The sequence below is a fragment of the Micromonospora sp. WMMD558 genome (assembly GCF_049315255.1).
GTDB lineage: Bacteria > Actinomycetota > Actinomycetes > Mycobacteriales > Micromonosporaceae > Micromonospora.
In genome coordinates this window covers 6,092,726-6,112,243 of sequence record NZ_CP186061.1, presented here as the reverse complement: position 1 = coordinate 6,112,243, position 19,518 = coordinate 6,092,726, and the positions used below count along the sequence as shown (strand labels likewise).

Sequence of the window (19,518 nt, the reverse complement as noted above, 5' to 3'; positions counted from 1 at the left end):
ATGGTGCCGCACCTGCGGATCATCCCTAAGCTGCCCGGAATGCACCCAGCTGCTAGGCGCCGAATCTGCCAAGCAGGCCGAAATGCGCCAATCGAGAAATCTTCGTCCATAGCCGTCGAGGCAATTCGCCGGTCGGCATCGGTGCCCTAAGGCAGCGAAGCGCGGCCCAAAAGAGCGCTGCCATGAGGCGGAGGTATGCAACCACCAGCAGGAGGAGCGCGACGTGACCTTCTTTCAGGAAACCCGCTGGCGGCAATCAGAGACGATGTCGGCTAAGCAGGTCGCCTACAACACCTTGACCTTGGCGCGTAAGTTGCCGGCCGACGTGGCGGAGGAACATCCGGCCGACCCGCCGATCGGTGGACTGCCCTGCCGATCGAGACACCGCATACCTGATCAGACGAGGGCACTGGCCGGGTGAGGCGTGATGACCACGCATGGACCAATCCTGCCGATCTGGACCTGCGCCGGGTGCGGTGCCCCATGGCCCTGCCGCACACGACGCCACGAGCTGCGAGCCGAGTTCGATAGCGCTCCCGTCTCCCTCGCCCTGTACATGGGGTCCTGCATGGTTGCTGCAAGCCAGGACATGGGCTGGGCTCCCGCTGGGCTACTCCATCACCGGTTCTTGGGGTGGCTGCGGTGACAACCCCGGGGCCGCACACCCCCGATGCCGGAGGACGCGGGAGGACACTCCTGGGCGCTTGTGGCGTAACCGCTGGCAGGTAGGCTAGGGTCTCGCGCCCTCGTGGCCCAGGGGATTGAGCAACGGTTTCCTAAGACGACGCTCTATCTGTATCCAGAGGCTCACTACCTGCGGGTTCCTATTCTGTTGTCACGTTAGTGGGTCGCACACGCGCGTTGCTATGCTCGCTTGCCGAAGATCAGCAAAACGGGCGTAATTCCTGCTCAAACCACGCTTCGGTCGGTCCGACGTGTCCTTGCCGAGATCCGGCGAAGCTACCGCGCCGCGTCAATCTACGGGGCTGTGAGAGCTTGGGCCAGCAGCCCGGCGAGTTCTAAACCTAAGCTCGTTCGGCGTCCGCCTGCACACCACTTGCTGTTCCATCCATTTGTGTCCCTTGCCGAGCACCCAGGAGCATCGCCGGCTCGCCGCCACCCACGCGCATCGTCACTCAGAGCTACTGTCATTACAACCTAAGGCATACGGTATCTGGTCGGCGGAGACGCCGAGTCGTCAGGCGGCCGGTCCGCGGAACGCGGCGATCAAGGCCTATGCCCTGCCTGCTTGAGGTCGTCGTCCCGAGTTCATTCGCGGCATCGACGGACGTTGACCCACGCGCCGCTGGAGGGCGGCTGGTGCGGATCCTGTTGAAGACGCAGCCGGTTCTTCTGTGATAACCCGGTATGCCGGAGCAAGATCTTCGTCGAGCAGGTCGACAGGCTGACTCGCCGCGCCCCTCGTCGGCTCGATACAGTCTGTCTCCTGAAGCTTGGACACGGACAGGGATGCGTGAACCTCGCGACATGTCGGATTTTCGGCGATGGTGCACGATTGGTACACCGGTACCAACCGGCGGCCACCTTGCCGGCGTCATCGAGTCACACGACGACGCCACGGGTGTCACCACGATCGCAGCCGGTCTACCCAATACGTACGCGAAGTCCGGCTCGCTCGCGCGCATCGCCGAGCGCATGGGTAAGAACGCCGTCGCAGAGTTCCTCCGCAACAAGCTTCCCACCTCAGCCAGCGCCCGATCCGGTGACATGGGCGAGATCCTTGCGACGGCCTACCTTCACGAGGAGCACGGGTGCGTGGTCGGGCCGAGCCGGCTCATCGACCGCGACCACCAGGAATGGGCCATGAGAGGCGACGACGCGCTCGGAGCCAAGTTCGATTCTGACGGCAAGGTACGCATCATCAAAGCGGAGGCCAAGAGCCGCGCCAAGCTGTATAAAGACACCGTCGCCGAGGCGCGCGACGGTTTGTCGCGCAACGGAGAGCTGCCATCACCGCAGTCTCTCGCCCAGTTTGCCGAGCGGCTTCTGTCCACGGCCGACAGCGACGTCGGGGACGCTGTGCTCGCGTTGCAGCTGGGCGAGGGCGTCCGCCCCGAGGACGTCCATCATCTGATGTTCCTCTTCACGAGCAACAACCCGAGCAAGTACGTGACGGCGGACCTCGAATCCTACCGGGGATCCGTGTCGCAGCTGACGATTACGCTCCGGGTCCAAGGTCACCAGCAGTTCATCCAGGAAGCCTACGAGAAGGTGACCGCCGGTGGCCCGTGAGACGCAGGAACTGGTAGAAATCCTGACCTCGGCCACCGACGCTGGCTTCCGTAATCGGCTTCTGGCTCAAGGCCAGGCCCAATCGATGATTCGCCGCGACGGCATCCTGCCTCCGGACGCACCGAACTTCAGTTCCTTCCTGGACGCCGACCTGCTCAACTACGGGTACGCGCTGCTATCGACCAGTCTTGAGTTGCTGGAGATCGCGCAGAACGACTCGCCCGAGCAGGTCGCCCTCGCGCAGCAGGGATTCATCCAGAGTTCCTACGCCCTGGAAGCAGCCACCCGGAACGCGGCCTCCGGGGCAGATCTGGCGTTTCACCGTCTTGTTGCTGGCGCGGCCAGTCACCTTGGTGGCTTCGCCGCGCGAGCATTCTCGCTGATTCAGATCAGCCGGCAGTCGGAACGGCTGACTCAGATGGAGGAGACGCTGGCAGACCTGCTCATGCGCAACCTGGGCTCCATCGAGCGGCGGACCCTGTCACTGCGATCGTCAGATCAAGTTTCCGACGGGGCGTTGCTGGCAGCTCTCAACCCGGTGGGTAGCGAGGTGGATGACGAGACACCGCCCGAGCAGATCGGCGCCGTTGTCCTCCTACTGAGCGAGAACTACCTGTCGGCAGCCGCGGCTGGGCTCTTCGCGATCGAGATCGGCAACCGAGCCCTGCTTGAGAATGCTCTCGCCGAATTGCGAGAGGGCGAGCAGGCGTCCTCGGACGTGAGCGCCCCCGGGCCGTGGTGGGTTTACCGGCTCACTCGGCATCTGTTGGGTGGCCTGTTCGATACCAGCCTAGAGACGAACATTCCGAGCGATCCGCCGCCCGGGGCTGCCGACCGTGTCAAGCGGTGGCGGTACCTGCGGCGGACCTTCGTCGCGTCGTTGCTGGCACGGGAGCGCGCCGAGATCGACTTATGGCCCTCGCAACTGCATGTCGTCGACCGGCTCTTCCGGGACGTACGGGATCTCGTCGTCGCGCTGCCGACCAGCGCCGGCAAGACCCGCATCGCGGAGCTGTCGATCTTGGCATGTCTCGCGCAACAGCGGCGTACGGTCTACGTCACCCCGCTACGAGCGCTCTCCGCGCAAACCGAGCACATCCTTGCCCGGACGTTTACTCCGCTGGGCATCCGGGTCTCGTCTCTCTACGGAAGCATGGGAACCAGCGACGTCGACGAGGACACCCTGCGCTCCAGCGAGATCGTCGTGGCGACCCCCGAGAAGCTAGACTTCGCCCTTCGATCGGACCCGTCCTTGCTCGACGACGTCGGCCTGGTCGTCTTAGACGAGGGGCACATGATTGGGGCCTCCGAGCGTGAGGTCCGCTACGAAGCCCAGATCCAACGGCTGCTGCGCCGTCCGGACGCCTCGGAACGTCGCATTCTCTGCCTATCGGCCGTATTTCCCTCCGGGCCCGAGCTCGACGACTTCGTCGCGTGGATTACCGACGACGAGGCGGACGGTCTGCACCGCGAATCGTGGCGCCCAACGCAGCAGCGCTTCGGCCTCGTCGAGTGGCGCAGAGACCATGCGAGGCTGTCCATCACTCTCGGCACGGAGCAGCCGTTCATCGAACACTACTTCGAGGAGAAGAAGCCAAGCGGACGGCGCAAGAAGATGTTCCCGAGAGACCAGCGTGAACACGTCATCGCCACCGGGTGGCGGCTGGTCGAGGAAGGCCAGACCATCCTGGTCTTCTGTCCCCTGCGTAAATCCGTCGAGCCCTACGCCCGCGCGATCGTCGATCTTCACGCACGAGGCCTCGTGAGATCCTTGCTGCCGCCCGACGTCGACCTGAGCGATGCGCTAGCGGTGGGCGCCGAGTGGTTCGGCGGCTACCACCCCATACTAAAGTGTCTTGAGCTCGGCGTGGCCATTCACCACGGCGCGTTGCCCGGCCCCTTCCGCCGCGAGATTGAACGTCTCTTGCAGCGCGGCATCCTGAAGGTCACCATCGCCTCGCCCACTCTCGCCCAAGGACTCAACCTGTCCGCCTCCGCGGTGCTCTTTCACGGCTTACACCGAGGCCAGGATCTGATCAAAAGCTCCGAGTTCGCGAACGTGATCGGCCGCGCCGGCCGGGCGTTCGTCGATACGGAAGGACTCGTGCTCTACCCGATCTTCGCTCCGACACCAGGACGCCGCCGTGAGTGGTTCCAACTGACGCAAGGAGACGGCGGAAAGGACCTCCAGTCGGGACTGATCGAAATCGGTGTTGCCCTGCTGCGCAGGATGTACCGCTCGCAAGGGCTAACCACGGTTGAGCCTTTACTCGAATACCTCACCGGCGGCCCCGACTGGTCTCTGCCTGTACTGACACACGAGGCAGCTGAGGTGCAGGAAGCCGCAGCCGTAAGCTGGCGAGAGAACCTCAAACTTCTCGACATTGGAATCCTCAGCATCGTCGGGGACGGCGACCAGGACGTTATCGCCGACGCCGCGACCCAGGTCGTCGCCGACGCCCTCCGCGACTCGTTGTGGGACCGGCAACTCCGCCGCGACGAGGACATCAAAACGGCAGCCGTGCGTGAACTCGTCTACAGCCGGACCAGGCACCTGTGGCGGACAGCCACACCGTCCCAGCGCCGCGGATGGTTCTTGGCGGGACTGGGGGCAGAGGGCGGTTCCGAACTCTCCCAGGTATCCGGTCGCATCATCGCCCTCGCGGGCCAGGCCGAAGCCGCCATCCTCGAAGAGGATCATGCAACAGCCGCTGACCTGGTCGTGCTGATCGCCGAAACCGTATTCGCGATGGAGGTCTTCGAGCCGAAAACGAATCTTGCCAACTGGGACGACGTACTACGGCACTGGGTACGCGGATCGGCCCTCAGCGAGGTTCCCGGCGACCGTGTCGAGGTGGCCCAGTTCATCGAGGACGACCTCATCTACCGGCTGGTCTGGGGAATGGAAGCCGCTAAGGTGTACGAAGCGGCCCAGAGTAACGCCGACGCCGACACCTTGTCGGGCTCGGCGGTGGCCACGATCGAGACGGGAACCTTCAACCAGGCCGCCTCAATCCTCATCCGCACGGGCTTCGACCACCGTCTCGCAGCCATATCAGCGGTCACGAGCACCGAAGCCACGTTCGATTCGACGGACGGCATGCGCCAGTGGATCGATAACCTCGACCCAGAGCACGCCCTCAACCCGGATTGGCCAACACCCGAGTCACGGTCAGCATGGGAAGCGTTCGTCAATCCGTCACGAACACGCCGCGCCCGCCGCTGGAGCAAACAGAGCAAGGACGTGCAGGAAGTCACCTGGTACGGGGCCGCCCCCGAGCCAGACACATGGCTGCGGATTACCGACGCCACCCCAGGAAAGATCAACATTTGGTCTACAGGCTTCGACCTCCTCGGCGAGGCAAGCATTTTCCTCGATCACGAACGGCAAGGCGTCCTGCGCGCCCGCCGGCACCGCACTGACACCGGCATCCGTCTGCACTATCGTGGCCCGGGAGATCTACTGCCGAAGGCACCGAGCACTGGCGCATAAACAGGCGTTTGGCAGATCGGCTCCCGCCGAGCGCAACGCACAGTCGACTGAGACGATGACACGCGATCAAGCCGTCCCACGAGCACGAGCCGTCCGGCCGGGATGGACCTGGAACGGTCACCGAATTCGTCGACCCGAACGGCGCGGGCCCCTGATCAGCGCGTTTCCCAGTTCGGTGCGGATAGCGAACAGCCGTCGGGCGCCAGTTCGCCCAGCGTGGCACCCGCACCGAAGATCATGTCGGGACGTGTAGTTGGAGCTTGAAGAGGGATCTCGCCGCGGTGGGGCATTCCAGCGGACTTGCGTGAAGGCGCCGGCAACTGTGCAGGCCGCCTTTGTCGTCGTCACGGACGCATGCGAGACCGAGTGTACGGATTGCCAACGGCCTGAGACCATCGGTGATTGGCGGGTCGCGCGTTGCGTCGGGCGCGCAAGTGTGAACAGTTCAGCGAGAGCGGGGACTACGCATGACTGAGGAACTAGCGGTGGTCAGGTGGCTCGACGGGGAAGAGCCGTTCAACTCGAAGAAGAATCCGGGCGATTTTAGTGCTTCTACTCATAAGCTGGGCAGCTCACGTAAAAGCGGTGAAGTTACCTTCAGAATGGCAACTAAAGCCGACTTGGCGGCTCACATTGGCGCGCCATCCCACGACACGGAGCCCACCAGCAGGTACGAGCACGATCGGCGACAGTTCGAGTTGTCGGACGAGCACAAAGAGGCGCTTCAGGCGTTCGTCCGATGGGGGCTGGTCAAAGGTTACGAGTGGGCCGCGCCGCGCGCCGAGAGCTTGGTCAAAGACCGGGCGATCCCATACGTGAAAGAACGCATGATCCCGTACGGCACGGCGAGATTGCAGAAGCTCCGGGAGGCTCGAAAAGCTCGCCGCCAAGCCGCAGCGGCTGAGCCGAAGGTTAGCGCTGCGGAGCCGCAGGTCGTCGCGGGCACACCGCAGACTCAGGAGAAGGTTGCGCCAAAGAAGGTACCGGGTGTGCTGGGTGCCACGCTTGAGTCCTGGGGACCCGAGATGAGCGCGGAAGAGGCGCGGCATCTTCGTGCGACGGCCGAGGCGATGCGGGCTTGGGCTGATCGGCTGGACGAGCATGTGGATCGCTCGCGAGTAGTACCTGAGCGTGTGTCGCTGGAGCTGGACGGCTCGGCGGTAACAATCACCCACGAGCAGCTAGCGGCCGGCCGCACGCCGGAACTGGAGGTAGCGCCAGCAACTGCCGGAGAGAGCGCCTTGGTGGTCCAACTCGGCAAGATCATCGGCGCGCAGCGTGAACCGGGCGACGGTACGCGCGTCAGGCCTTCCTGACGGTCGGAACCGGCGACGTCTCTGCTGGCGCGTTCGGACGAGGGTTGCTGCGGCGATCCCGCTTATGCTCCTGTTTGTGCTGCCGAACTTGGTTTCCAGGTCACCTGAACAGTGAGCCTTCTCGAGCCTAATCCGCTGAGGTGGCTGGCCGAAAGGCGACAGATGCTGGCCGGGGCGGCACGGGTCGCGGTCGCGCAGACGGCGATGGTCCGGCGACGCCGCAGTGGACCTTGCAGCGTGGCATGGGCCTCGTCCGGCGTGGTGACGGGAAGCTGTCGCACAGCTTGTTCGATGATGCTGAGCAGGCTGCCCACCGCGAGCAGGCGAGCCCCTGGCACGGCAGAGTTGGCCCTGCGCCACGCCGCGTCACCTCCCGGGTGGTCGGGCCTGTATCCGGCGACAGTGAGGAGGGTCCGACTCGGGATGGCCTTAAGTGGAGGAAGCTCATGTGCTGACGGAGAGTTCGTTCAACCAAGCCTCAAGGCTCCGGATCCTTCCGTCCGTTATGTACTCCTTCGCGCGCGCGGTACTTCCGCCTGGCCGGCTCGGGTGGTCGTACGCAGCAAGCAGTGCAGCCGGATTTATGTGTACAACTGCCTGGAAAAGTGGGCGACCCGCGAACGTGCGCTCACATACTGCCGCTAGGCGGGACGGGTCAAACTCATTGGTGAGTAACACGTAGCTGAGTGGTTCTCTTCCTGCCCGGAGGCCCGAAAGCGCCGTCAAATCGTCTACGAAACGGACGTCCCGGTCCGCGCGCAGCGACCAAGCGCAGGCAACTATGGTCGGATTACCATTGGACTTCCTGGCCAGCGCCAAATCCACTACCCGTCCACCCCTGGGTCGCTTTGCTGGGAGGAAGCCCGGAAGGTCGTGCGGTAAAGAACGGACCCGGACGTCGTAGGACTGGCGGATCTTTGGAATCCCTTGAAGGATAGCCCCCAAGACGTCCTGGAAGCCCTCGCCAAGAAGCACGCTTCGCTTCTTTTCGTAACTAATTCGGAGTCGAATGCTGGCGGTGAGGGCGCGAAGGTGACCCTCGGGCAGTGAGCCGCGGAGCCATGGCTCCAGTTCTCGGCTGACGAAGTCGATGAGCCTTGGGTCTTCCCCCGGAAAGGGTGCCGCTTCGAATGTATTTGACCGACCCCGAGGACCGCTGATCGTACGAGAAAGTTCCTGTTTACTCATGGCATAAGGCATGGTCCATGAGAAGAGGACATCGATCTCAGAGCCAAGGTCGCGGGGAGGCACGCCTAGTTCACGAGCGAGCCATGTGTGGAAAGCGAGCGATTTCGCGTACCAGGGCCGTCCTGGCTGGCACTTGTCAGATTCGTAGCAAGAGGCCAGCCCGCTCGAGGGGTCGATCCAGAGCAGCAAGCGGTAGATATTCCGCCAAGCTCCTTCGGGTGTTACTGGATACCGAGAGCTGAAGAACTGTTCGACCAGGCGTATGCGGTTCACATGGCCGAGAGGTATGTCGCGATACAATTTGTCGGTGCTGGTGTCGTTGGCTGCTCGCAGTTGGGCGCGCAACTCGCCTATCTGTCGGCGCAGTTCGGCGTTCTCGGCGGCCAAGTCCTCTTTACTTGACGAATTCTTTCCGGTCGTTTGCCACGACCGCGTGGAGTCCTGCTCTTTGGTTGGTGGGAAGGTTTCGGTACTGGGGGTGGGTGACGGCGCGGAGAGAATGTCGCTGGGGCGGGCGGTGGGTAGCCGCTGCCTCGGTTCCTCTTCTTCGACATCGACTTCGGCGGGTTCAGCGACGTGCTCGGCCTTGCCAGTCTCACCCGGGCGGCCGGTTACGTCGATGACGCTACGGGCATCCTCGACCGCAGTCCAAAGTCCCAGGAACTGCTCGATATCGCCCTTAAGGGCTTCGACCACGAGTTCCAGTGGGCCCCACTTCGGGATGCTTTCGCAGCGCAACACCGCTCTGACCGTGGTATGACTGATCGTCCGCATGGTGCGGCGGCTGATCTCTCGAGAGCTGGGCTTGCCCGCTCGAAGATGCAGCCGGCCGAGGTGGTGTCGCAACGTAGCCAGTGGATCATCGCCGGAGCCCTGAATATCGGACGTCGGTGGCATGCTCATCGTGGCCAACATGATGCCCAGCCTTGGCAAGAATTGTAAAGCTCCTTCCTGCTGCGGAGCACCGTCTCCGCCGACGACGGTGCCGATCGCACTGACCCTGGAAAACTCTGTGAACCCTCTGGAAGGTCTCGTCAGAGTGTGTAAGCCCTCTTCGAGCTCATCCAAAGCTGGGAAGCGGCCTCCCCACCCGGGGATGTGCCACCCGAGGTGGCTACGCCATCAGCTAATCAAGTGCCAAGATGAAGGGTCTTCACGAAAATGCGTGAGTTGTCCACCGCCGTACTGCTTTGCGCCGCAGGGGTCGCCATGTTGGCGGGTGTGTACCTGTGGTCCGCCGACAGGGCCCGCCGTCGCCGTGCCATGGAGTTGCTTAGGCTCCTGCTTGGACGCTAAGGATTGCGCCGCGCGTCAGGGCCGACCGGCTTCTGGCAGCTGATTCCCCTTGGTCCGGCCGAGCAGCTTGGGAGGGCTGCTCGGCCACCAGCCCGAACTGCAAGCAAAACTAGAAACCGTGAGACACAGGCCCGCAAATCTCCGGTGACGCGGTGCCCAGCCGCACGTGCGTGGGTCACAGAAGTGTCGGAGGCCGGGTGTCTACTGGAGCCGCCCCTTGCACGGGAGAACCGGGTCGGACTTTAGCTGTGAGGAACGGCTGCAATGGACGTTCATGCTCAGGTACCAATCGCTGGCGAACACCGGGGACGGGATCGGACCCCGGATGACGACTACCTGACGGTGATGATGTTGTCCGCTGGACTGGCCGGCATCGTTCAGCGGAGGAGACAGGCGACGGGCGGGTCGGCGAAGGCGGTGGGTTTGTTGCCGGCCCCGTGGCGGGTGGGCTTCTCGCGTCTGTGGTGGCGGTTCGCCGACCAGGGTCTGCAGCCGCTCGACTGCGACCTCGCCCTGCTGGAGCTCTGTGCGCAACCACTGGCGACGTGGCCTGTGCAGCTCGACCTATCGTTCACTGACCTTCAGAACAGTCTGCTGGCCGACGGTGACCTGACCGAGTTCGCGGTGCAGGGCTCTCGGCTCGCGCGGCACGACGTGGAGGCCGAGTGGATTGAGAACCAGGTGCACCTGGCACTGCGGGAAGCCGCGGCCGCGAACGGTTCCTCGGACGAGGAGATCGGGGAGGCGTACGCGGTGCTGCGGCGCTACCTCATCGACCACGCGGTCGTTGCCGACCGTGAGGTCCGCGGCCTTGAGCGGCGTTTTCCGGCGACGGACAACAGCGGACAGACGCACGTCCACCGGCTGATCAGCCTCGCCTACCACTCGAGGCCCGCCCGGGAGCCGCAGGAGTACCTCCTGTGCCCTTCGTGTCGCAACGTGCTGTCCGATCCCTCGGCGTGCTGCGCAACCGCGGGTTGTCCCGGGGGGTCACCGGAGACGTGGACGGCTGTGCCGATGGCGGTGGTCTACGAGCAGCACCGGGCGACCCGCAAGTACATCCATGATCCGGGCCTGGTGGAGGCGCGGATCATCGACGGGCTGTCGGTCGACTCGCTGGCGCCGGTGGTCAGGGTTACGCCGTACCCGGGAGTCGATGCGCTGGACGTGTTGATCGAGTTCCTGCGCCCAGGCGCGGGTGGCGTGCCGAAGGTTGCCGAGACCTGGGGCGTGGACGCGAAGGACCAGGTCAGCGCGCGGCTGTTGGGCCGCGGCTTTACCTGGCCGCAGGCACCGGCGTGCGATCGGCGGTACCTGGCGCTTCCAGCTCACCGGGCGGTGCAGCCGGGCTACATCAGTGATTTGGAGGCCGAACTCGACGGGCGGGTCGCGGGCGTGCACGTGATTGACGAGAACCAGCTGGTGGCTCGGGTCAAGGAGCGGGTGAAGGAGTTGGCCGCGTGAGAGAGACCTCGTCGTGGCGCGACAGCTTGATGAAGCAGATGCGCCGGGAGCAGTTCCCGGAGGCGGTGATGGCTCGGGACGCTTTCTGCCGGGTCGAGCTGGGGCTGCACTTCCTGACGAAGCACTTCCCGGGCGAGCCGGTGGGGGCGCTGCAGCCGCTGCTGTCCGGATACGTCGACCTGCCGCCCGAGCTCGTGGCGGCGTGCCGGCGGGTACGGCACCGTATGGGTGACGTGGCCCGGCGCGGCTACTGGCGCAGGCTGCTCAACCACTACCTGCGGGTGCCGCAGGAATGGCGGCGCTTCGCCCGCACGGACGCCGCGGACGGGCAGGTCAACGACAACACGGTGTTCACCGTCGCGGGCTCGGCGCTGTGCCAGGACCGCGCGGCAACGTACGACGCGGCGCTGGCTGACCCGCTGCAGTACAGGCTGACCCCGCCCCGGCCGCCAGCGCCGGCCGGGCGGCGGTACGAGTTCCGCGTCGGAGACGGCGTCGAGGTGGTGCACCTGCCGTCGACGCTGCCGCCGGCCCCGCCCGTCGCGCGGCTTCCCCTCGTGCCCCGCCGCTCTCGGGAACCCTGGACGGTGTCGTTCGAGAAGGAGCTGTTGGAGACGGCAAAGGAGATCGACCGCAGGCTCGTCGGCAAGCCCCACATCACGAACCGGAACTGGCACAAGCGCCTGACGGAGAACATGCGCTTCAGCTCCGTCGACCGCAACGGCCCCGGCCTGGTCGACAGACCCGAGACGTTCGTCCTCGACGGCGTGTCCCACATCGTCGGGCTCATGAACTCGGGCAAGACCACCCTGACCGACGTGTTGGCGGTCAACCGGGTGCTGAAGCACGGCAACCGGGTCGGGATGGTCCTGGGCTCGGTTGGTGACGTCTACGCCAAGGTGTCGTTTCTCCGGTCGATCGGCATCGACGCCGTGCCCTTGATCGGGCGCAGCAACCGAGCCGAGCACGCCGCGCGGTACTGGCGCTCCGCGATCGAGGAATCTCCGGTCCTCGTGCCCGACGACGACAACCCTGCCGACCCGGCTGCCGCCTACGCCAACGCCTCCTGCCTGCTGGAACCCTTCCGGCGCTCGGTCAACCCCGACTGGAAGCCGCTGGAGCCGAACGAGTTCCCGTGCCACGGCAAGCTCCGCGACGCCGAGGCAGACGAGCCGGCCACCTACGACTGCCCGCTGCTGTCGATCTGCCCGGCGCAGAAGGCTCGCCGCGAGATCGCCAACGCGCAGGTCTGGGTCACCACCGCGCAGTGCCTCATCGCCAGCCGTGCGGAACCGGCTGACGCGTCCATGCGCTGGTTCGAGGCCTTCCAGCCGCACACCGACCTGCTCGTCATCGACGAGGCGGACGCGGTCCAGCAGGTGCTGGACTCCCGGTTCGTGCAGACCGAGCCCTTGGTGGCCGCGGGCAAGGGCTGGACGCACCGGATGGTCCAGTACACCAACGCCGCCCTGGACAACCAGAGCATGGCGCCGGCGGCCGATGACGAGGTCGACCGCTGGCACACGCAGCTGCAGATCCACCAGAATGCGGTCTTCGTCCTGAACCGGCTGGCCCTGTCGCCTTCCGGACAGCGGCTGAAGGAGTTGCTCGGCGACGCGCCGTTCACGGCGCACTCGCTGTTGCGCCGCGTCGCCCGGACCCTGTTCGGGCTGCCCTCGCGCGGTGACGGGGACAAGCGCGTCGAGGACCTCGCCGACGACTTCTACCGCCATGAGCTGCAGGAATTCGCGGAGAGCCCGCTGAGCGAGCAGCCGCACAGCCTCGACGAGGTCGTCGCCCAGGTGACCCGCCAGCCACGGACGGACGCCGCGGTGGCGCTGGCCATCGACGACTGGCTCGACCGGTGGCTGGAACCCAACATCGAGGCAGGACACGTGCGCCGCGAATGGTTCGACCAGCGTCGCGGCCTGCTGCGCCTGGTCGTCGAGGCAGCCATCTGCGCCGGCCGCATCACCACGACGTTCTTCACAATGACGACGATGTACCCATCGGTGCGGGAACACCTGCAACTGCCCGACGAGGAGACCTTCTGGGCCGACCAGCCGCCACGCGACTACCGGCCGATCGTCCCAGAGGCCCCGATGGGCAACATCCTCGCCCTGCGGTGGGCCGACAGCCGCAACGGCGGAGCGTCGCTCCAGCTGCTGTGGGTCCACGGAGTCGGCCGGTGGCTGCTGCACCACGCGCACGACCTCCTCGCCTGCGAGGGCGTGCAGGGCCCCCACGTCGTGCTTACCTCTGCCACCAGCTGGGCGCCCGGCTCGTCGTTCTACCACATCCCCATCGAGCCCACCGCCGTGCTGCGCCCACCCCCCGAGGACGAGGTTGCCCTGCGTCGTTCCCACATGGCAGTCAAGGCGCAGAGGACCGGCGCCGACCCGATCTTCGTGTCCGGCAAGACCGGCAGCCGCCGCCACGACGCCCTGCGGCTGCTGGTCACCGCGCTGTGCCAGCCCGTCGACGGCCGCCCGCGCAGCCTCGTCGACGAGCTGCGGGCGAAGCTGCCCGAAGACCGGCGCAAGATCCTGTTCGTGGTCCTGTCTGGCGACGAGGCACGCACCGTCGGCGACCACATCAACGCCCGAATTCCCCAGCTCAGCGCGCGGATCGTCGTACCCGACGCCGCCGACCCCGGCGTCGGCGGCATCCAACGCCGTCTCGTCGGGCGCTTCGGCACCGGCGAGGAAGACATCCTCGTCGCCGCCGAGATGTCGATCCAGCGCGGCTACAACATCCTCAACGCCAACGACACCGCCGCCCTCGGCGCCGTCATCTACCTGACCCGCTCCCACCCGCCGCCCTTCGACCTGGCCTTCCCCCTGTCACTGGTGAGCCAACTGGCCATGGACCACCTCCAACGGCCGCCGGCCGCCGCCCCCGGCGAAGTCGGCAGCCTCGTGAAGCAGCTCCGCTCCACTGCCCGCAAGGTCTGGTTCGACGCCATCGGCCGCCCCATCCAGTTCCGCGCCCTCGACCCGCAGAACCGGCGCGTCTTCGTCGCCAACAACCTCGTCCCCATGAGCCAGACCATCGGACGCAGCATCCGGGGCAACCAGCCGACCAGCGTGCTGCTGTGCGACGCGGCCTTCGCCGAACGACTCGCCGACCCCGAGGAGAAAGCCGCGGACACGGCGCGTACCAGCATCGTCGTGGCCACCGACCAGTACCTTGGACAACTGCTGGCCACGCCCGCCGACGGCGCGAGCCAGCACCGCCTGCGAGAGCACGCCGTCAACACCGCCGTGTGGGGCCTGATGGGCCACCTGGTCCGCACCAACGAGCCCCTGGGATCGAGGAGGACCCCCCGGTGACCGACACCGAAACCAGAGAGAACACGGCCAAACCGCCCCGCAGGACCACCGGAGACCACCTGCGCCTACTCGCGTTCGACATCGAGCCAGGCACCCGCTGGGACGTGGAGTGCGACGTCGCGGAGATGCCCGCCACCTGGTTCACCGAACTCGACAAGCACTGGCGCACAAGGCCGTTCGGCCGGCCTGGGCACTCGCTGCCCACCAGCAGCCTCAAAGAGCTCCTCTGCGGCATCGACCCGGCGATCATGTACGTCAACTGGGACCTGAGGTCGAACGACTTCATCGTCGCGTTCCCCGGCATCGACACGTACGTGGTCACCGACGCGATCGCCAGCTGGGCCACCACCGAGATTACCGACCAGGTCGACTGGTACCAGATGCTCAAGCCGGCCGACCTCGTCTTCGACCGCCGCTGCTTCAATCTCCTCGAATACGCCGTCCGCGCCAACGGCACCGCCGCGGTGGCCCCGCACGTCTACCAGATGCTGCCCTCGTTCCTCGCCAAGGAGGTCGTCGACAAGAAACTCGACCTGCTCGGAAAGGCCCGGCGCGACTTCATCCTCGGGCCGCCGAGAAGCGACGGCCGGCGCAGCGCCGTCCTCTGGCCGCCCCAGCGAACCGACGACGATCGCGCCGGCCCCGGACTCGTCACCGCCAAGATCGACTTTCACGTGGAGACGGCACCCAACTTCCCCGTACCGCGCATCCACGCCGACGTCAGCATCAGCCGCTTCCCCCTCATGCCCGTGGCCTACGTCCCGTCGCGCGGCAAAGGCCCCACCTCAGCCACCATCTGGCTCCACGGCCCCCAAGGCTTCCTCGGCCGCGACGACGAACCCCACACCCTGCTGTCCGCGCCGGCACGCCAGATGCGGATCCCCGGCGGAGGCTGGCAGTGGCAGTGGAGCCCCGGCCTGGCCCGCGCCCTCGCGAAGCTCACCCAACTCTCGTTCCCCGACCCGCACAAGACCCTCGCCGACCCGGCGGCAGCCGCCGACCTGCTCGACGAACGCGCCATCCGCGCCTACTTCCTGTACAGCGAAGGCACCAAAAGCCAAGCGGCGGACGCCGACGGCGCACCCAGCGTGGACGCCGACGGCAATGGAACCAGACGAGCCAAGACGCTCGTCCACGCCGCCAACACCGGCCTGGTGCCAGGAGACCACGTCGACGTCCACGACAGGCTGCGCAGCCTCCTTACCCGGCGCGGAATCCGGCCACTGCCCGACCTCGAGCGTGTCGGCTCCCGCGCCACCCGCAAGATCAAAGCCGCGTTCGACCCGAACACCACGTACACCATCGAGCTGTGGACGCAGAGCGACATCACTCGCGAGGCCGTACTTGCGACCCTGGAGCACCACTTCGGCCTCGCACGCGAGTCCGACCCGGCCGACAACAGCGTGGTCCGCTTTCACGGCGACCTCAACATCACCGTCCGCCTGCGCAACGGTGCCGAGGTCGGCGTTGGCGTACAACCCGACCCGGACAAGAAGAAGACCGACGACGCCATGCTCCAGCTGTACACCAACCGGCTTGCAAGGGAGGTCCTCGGCGGGAGCACCGACCGCCTGGGGGCCATCGTCGAACTGCAGGACGCTGCCTTCTTCCAACGCGCCCGGCTCATCGACCCGAAGCCCGGCCTGAAGAAGGCCTTCGCCCGCGCCAACCGGCGCCTGCAGTGCCTGCGGCCAGCCCAGCTTTTCACCGAGCCGAAGACCTGGCCCGAGAACGCCAAACGGAAGAAGCCCGAGCCCTACCCCGGCACCCGGTTCGGGGCCGGCACCATCCTGCGGGTGGCCTCTGCGATCAACGACTGCCTGCGCCAGCTCGGCCGTTTCGGCCCCTACCACATGCCCGTCGGACTGCCCGACATTGAGCAGGTCGGGATCTGGCTACACCACGACGGTCCCACCTGCATCCCGATCGTCATCCGCCAACAACCAGACGGCACCGCAACCGCCTACCTCCCCGGCGCAGACGGCAGCCCCTCTCACACGGTCCCCTACGCCGACCTACCCGCCCTCCTCGCCGACGGCAAAGGACGCATCGGCGCCGGCAGACAACAGAAGCAGATCCTCGCCGGCTTCCTCGTCAACGTCCTGGGCATCGGCGGCGCCGCCGACTCGGCAACCCACGACCGCATCATCATGGTCAGAGCTGCCGGATTCCGGAACTGGGGCTGGGACTGGATGCAGGACAAGCACCTGCGCCCCGACCAGCTGATCCTGCCCGGCGTCGACATCGAAGACGACGCCGACCTCCCCGAGACCATCGGACCGGACAAGACACCAGGCCTGCGCATCGTCCGCGTCCGGGACCGTTCCAGCACTATGGAAGTCCCCCGCGGCTTCGCCAACGACCTCGACAAGCACCACCCCAGGGTCAGCGGGCTGTTCCGCGCCAGCGAGCGCGTCTACTACTCCGTCAACCCCAAGTCCGACCAGATGCAGACGCCACACGGCCGCACCAAACTCGACCCCGACATCCACACCAACTTTTCCGTGCAGGCGTCGAACCCAGTGCCCCTAGAGATCTGCGTCGCCCACCAACAGCCCGACGACGACCCCGCAGCCCTCGCAACCCTGGTATCGCTGCTACGCCGAGCCCATGCCCATACCGACCAGGCCACCAAGTACCCCGGCGTCCTCCACCTCTGCTCGCTAGCCGACGAATATCTCTGAGGCAGGTCGACACATCGGTGAAGACGCTGCTGCTCCGGCCCGGAACCTCGGGCCATCTAGCCAGGTACACGACGGCCGGTCGGCGGCGAATTAGGTAGGTTCGCCGGTAAGACGTTTTCGTAGCTGGCCGATACGTTGGCACCATGAGCGGGGCGGATGGCTATGCCCAGTGGCAGGAGATCCTGGCTTGCCGGTACTTCGGTGAGGCCCAGGCTGGCCGGCCCGTGCTTCTGTTCGCCAGTGACGAGGAACTCGCGGAACTTGGCGGCTCCGGCTCGCTTACCGATGCAGTGGCGCGCCATCTGCGCCTGGCCGACGAGGCGCGGCTGTTCTGGCCGGTGGAGGCTGCGGTGGCGCGGTGGCGTAGGGGTAGCCGAACCGAGCCGCCGCCGTGCCTACCGTTGCTTGCCGTCACCGTGCTGGCCGCGACACGGATGCACCGCGACGAGCGTTCGGCGCCGCATGCCTACTACATCCGTCTAGCGGAAGCGTTGAAGCCCCTCGCCCCACCAGACGATCTCGCTCGCTTGCGAGACCGGTTGTCGCAGGCCTTCGACGTGGTCGCAGCGTTGTGGCGGGTGCTGCACGACTGGCTCGACGGGATGCAGGGCCAGCGGGGGATTAGCACTATCCGGACCGGGGGACACTTCCACCGCATCGGCTACCCGCTGTCCCAGGCGCTTGTTCGCGCCGAGGACCGCTACCGGCTGACAGAGTTCTTCGCAACGCTTGGCATCGATCGTGGTGGCGCTCCGAATCTGGAGAGCATCCTCTACCACCTGCGCATTTGGGCCAGCCGGCCGCGCGGACTGTCGCCCAGGCTAGTGGCGGCGTTGCAGAACGACGCCGACTCGCTGCTTCTGGGCGGGGTGCTGTCGTCACTAGCAGAGCACTGGGACGGGGTGGTACGCGAGCGGGCAGGTTTGCGGCGTGCCCGGTTGCGCGCCTGCGTCAATACCGACTCGTGGACGATGTGGTGGGAAGTAGAACGTGTGGCGGGCATTGACGAGGACGTGGTGCAACTGCCCGGTGGTGGGGAGTTGAAGCTGTCTGTCCGGGGAGACGGCGATCTGTATGACCTGGACGGGGACCTGCCCACCTTCTCGGAGGCCCTTCGAAATGGCCTGCACGCTCGCGGTACGCAGCTCGCGCTGCACGTTCCGGCTGCCGACGTTGTGGCGATGCGCAAGGACCCCACGATCGGTGCCTGGGCGGCGCACGCCGGAGTAGTTGCCTTCGAGGATCAGGTGCTACTGGTCGCCGCGGCTGCCGAGGCCGAGGTCAGCAGGATCCTGGAGGCGTCCGCGGCCGCGGGCTGGAAACCGGCGAGGGCATCCCTGCTGTCGGGCTGGGTGACCTTCCTCAACGTGCGCATTACCAATCCAGCTGCTGTCGAGGGGGCCCTGCCGGGCTTGCGAGAGGGAGTGGCCTCGGCGCTGCGCCAGGACACGGGGATATTGCCGGTGCTATGCCACGGTCTTCCGGTGGGGCGCGGCTTGGGCCGTCGCCACTATCTGGCTGGCGGCGAGCCGGACATGCTGCTGCCTGCCGGTGAGCAGACGCGAATGGTCCGCGCTGTGTTGGATGGCGTTGAGCAGGAGTTCCGGGCTGCGGTTTTTCCGGTACCGCTTCGGGTGCTGGGTCCGCTGCCTGCGGGGAGGCATGACCTGACCGCTGACCGGACGGACCTCAGCTTTACTGTGGTCCAGACGCTCGGTGCCGAGGCGGTGCCGGTAGATCCGGCCGGACCCGCCGTACAAGGCGCATGGGTAGGCACGGGAAACCCTGGTGGCCAGCCGGTGCTGATTCGCCGCGGCCTCCAGGAGGCCTACGCGCTGCTCCATGACGGGACCGTTGCACTCGTCGAAGAGCCCGCTGCCCCGGCATGGCTGAAGGCACTCATAGGTATCGGAGCGACGTACCGGTTCGAATACGTTCCGCCGCCCGGGACCGCATGGATCGCCGAGCGGTCACAGCTAGGGTGGCGGGTCCGGCCGGTGCATCCCACCCTCCCCGCCATGCACCAGCTAACCGCTGCCGCTCAAGAGGTGTGGGGACGTCTGCTGGGTCCGGCAACGCGGATCGCAAGCGACCAGGAACGCTGGCGGCTGTACACCCAGGCCGCGGAGAACCTCCTTGGACGCTGACCTGTTGGCCCGCTGGATGAGCGAAATCCAGCATGGCAGCCTCGATGACGTGTCTACGCGGATCAGGTGGCTCGCGGCCACGGGCCAGCACGGGCACCGCGATACGAGGGGATTCAGCGCCGGCCGGTGGCTCAGGGACGCCGAGACCATGTGCCTTGCACGCGTCGACTGGACTGCCGGCTCCTGGCGGGCAGCACCAACGGTGATCACTCGGTTGCCCCAGTCGGATGGCACCGCCCTTCTAGCCGGCGCCCGCCCGGTCAGCGTGCTCGACCGGCTGGCCAGCGAGGACCTCGCAGTGACCTTCGCGTCGCCGCCAGGGCGTAGCACGACACTCCCACCGCC

The 19,518-nt window shown here is 66.2% G+C and carries 9 protein-coding genes; 8 read left to right on the top strand and 1 reads right to left on the bottom strand.

The annotated features are described in order from the left end of the window. Positions 1-223 precede the first annotated feature (223 nt). The 4 genes from ACN26Y_RS28835 to ACN26Y_RS28820 all read left to right on the top strand — a co-directional run bounded on the left by ACN26Y_RS28835 (position 224) and on the right by ACN26Y_RS28820 (position 7,062). The gene (locus ACN26Y_RS28835) at positions 224-421 is read left to right on the top strand and encodes a hypothetical protein (RefSeq protein ID WP_422733930.1); all 198 of its coding nucleotides are present in this window, start codon (positions 224-226) and stop codon (positions 419-421) included. A 1,067-nt stretch (positions 422-1,488) separates the two neighbouring features. Further along, entirely contained in the window at positions 1,489-2,253 is a 765-nt protein-coding gene (locus ACN26Y_RS28830; protein ID WP_422733929.1) for a Hachiman antiphage defense system protein HamA, read from the top strand. Beyond that, positions 2,243-5,746: a DEAD/DEAH box helicase gene (locus tag ACN26Y_RS28825; protein ID WP_422733928.1), complete on the top strand. Its 3,504-nt coding sequence runs from the start codon at positions 2,243-2,245 to the stop codon at positions 5,744-5,746. Before ACN26Y_RS28830 ends, ACN26Y_RS28825 begins: the two co-directional genes overlap by 11 nt. Positions 5,747-6,213: 467 nt before the next feature. Further along, positions 6,214-7,062 carry a hypothetical protein gene (locus ACN26Y_RS28820; protein WP_422733927.1) on the top strand — a complete coding sequence of 283 codons (849 nt, stop codon included), beginning with the start codon at positions 6,214-6,216 and terminating at the stop codon, positions 7,060-7,062. Positions 7,063-7,506: 444 nt separating this feature from the next. Here the strand turns inward: ACN26Y_RS28820 and ACN26Y_RS28815 are convergent, their stop codons facing one another. Further along, entirely contained in the window at positions 7,507-9,165 is a 1,659-nt protein-coding gene (locus ACN26Y_RS28815) for a hypothetical protein (protein ID WP_422733926.1), read from the bottom strand. A gap of 645 nt (positions 9,166-9,810) precedes the next feature. On the opposite strand from ACN26Y_RS28815, the gene ACN26Y_RS28810 reads away from it, so the two are divergent. The 4 genes from ACN26Y_RS28810 (at position 9,811) to ACN26Y_RS28795 (ending at position 19,173) form a co-directional block, all read left to right on the top strand. Further along, a complete protein-coding gene (locus tag ACN26Y_RS28810; protein WP_422733925.1) occupies positions 9,811-11,010 on the top strand; it encodes a hypothetical protein in 1,200 nt (399 codons plus the stop codon). Beyond that, positions 11,007-14,342 (top strand): hypothetical protein, encoded by a 3,336-nt coding sequence (locus ACN26Y_RS28805; RefSeq protein WP_422733924.1) that lies wholly within the window; start codon positions 11,007-11,009, stop codon positions 14,340-14,342. The genes ACN26Y_RS28810 and ACN26Y_RS28805 overlap by 4 nt, the downstream gene beginning before the upstream one ends. Continuing rightward, positions 14,339-17,026 (top strand): RNaseH domain-containing protein, encoded by a 2,688-nt coding sequence (locus ACN26Y_RS28800; protein ID WP_422733923.1) that lies wholly within the window; start codon positions 14,339-14,341, stop codon positions 17,024-17,026. The genes ACN26Y_RS28805 and ACN26Y_RS28800 overlap by 4 nt, the downstream gene beginning before the upstream one ends. A 143-nt stretch (positions 17,027-17,169) precedes the next feature. After that, positions 17,170-19,173, top strand: coding sequence for a hypothetical protein (locus ACN26Y_RS28795; protein WP_422733922.1), 2,004 nt, complete (start codon positions 17,170-17,172; stop codon positions 19,171-19,173). The last annotated feature ends 345 nt before the right edge of the window (positions 19,174-19,518 follow it).

What these genes read in the sequence shown, in the direction of transcription:
- ACN26Y_RS28830 (WP_422733929.1), top strand. Translation starts at nt 1,489, where the DNA reads ATGTCGGATTTTCGGCGATGGTGCACGATTGGTACACCGGTACCAACC.
- ACN26Y_RS28820 (WP_422733927.1), top strand. Translation starts at nt 6,214, where the DNA reads ATGACTGAGGAACTAGCGGTGGTCAGGTGGCTCGACGGGGAAGAGCCG.
- ACN26Y_RS28815 (WP_422733926.1), bottom strand. Translation starts at nt 9,165, where the DNA reads ATGTTGGCCACGATGAGCATGCCACCGACGTCCGATATTCAGGGCTCC.
- ACN26Y_RS28810 (WP_422733925.1), top strand. Translation starts at nt 9,811, where the DNA reads ATGGACGTTCATGCTCAGGTACCAATCGCTGGCGAACACCGGGGACGG.
- ACN26Y_RS28795 (WP_422733922.1), top strand. Translation starts at nt 17,170, where the DNA reads ATGAGCGGGGCGGATGGCTATGCCCAGTGGCAGGAGATCCTGGCTTGC.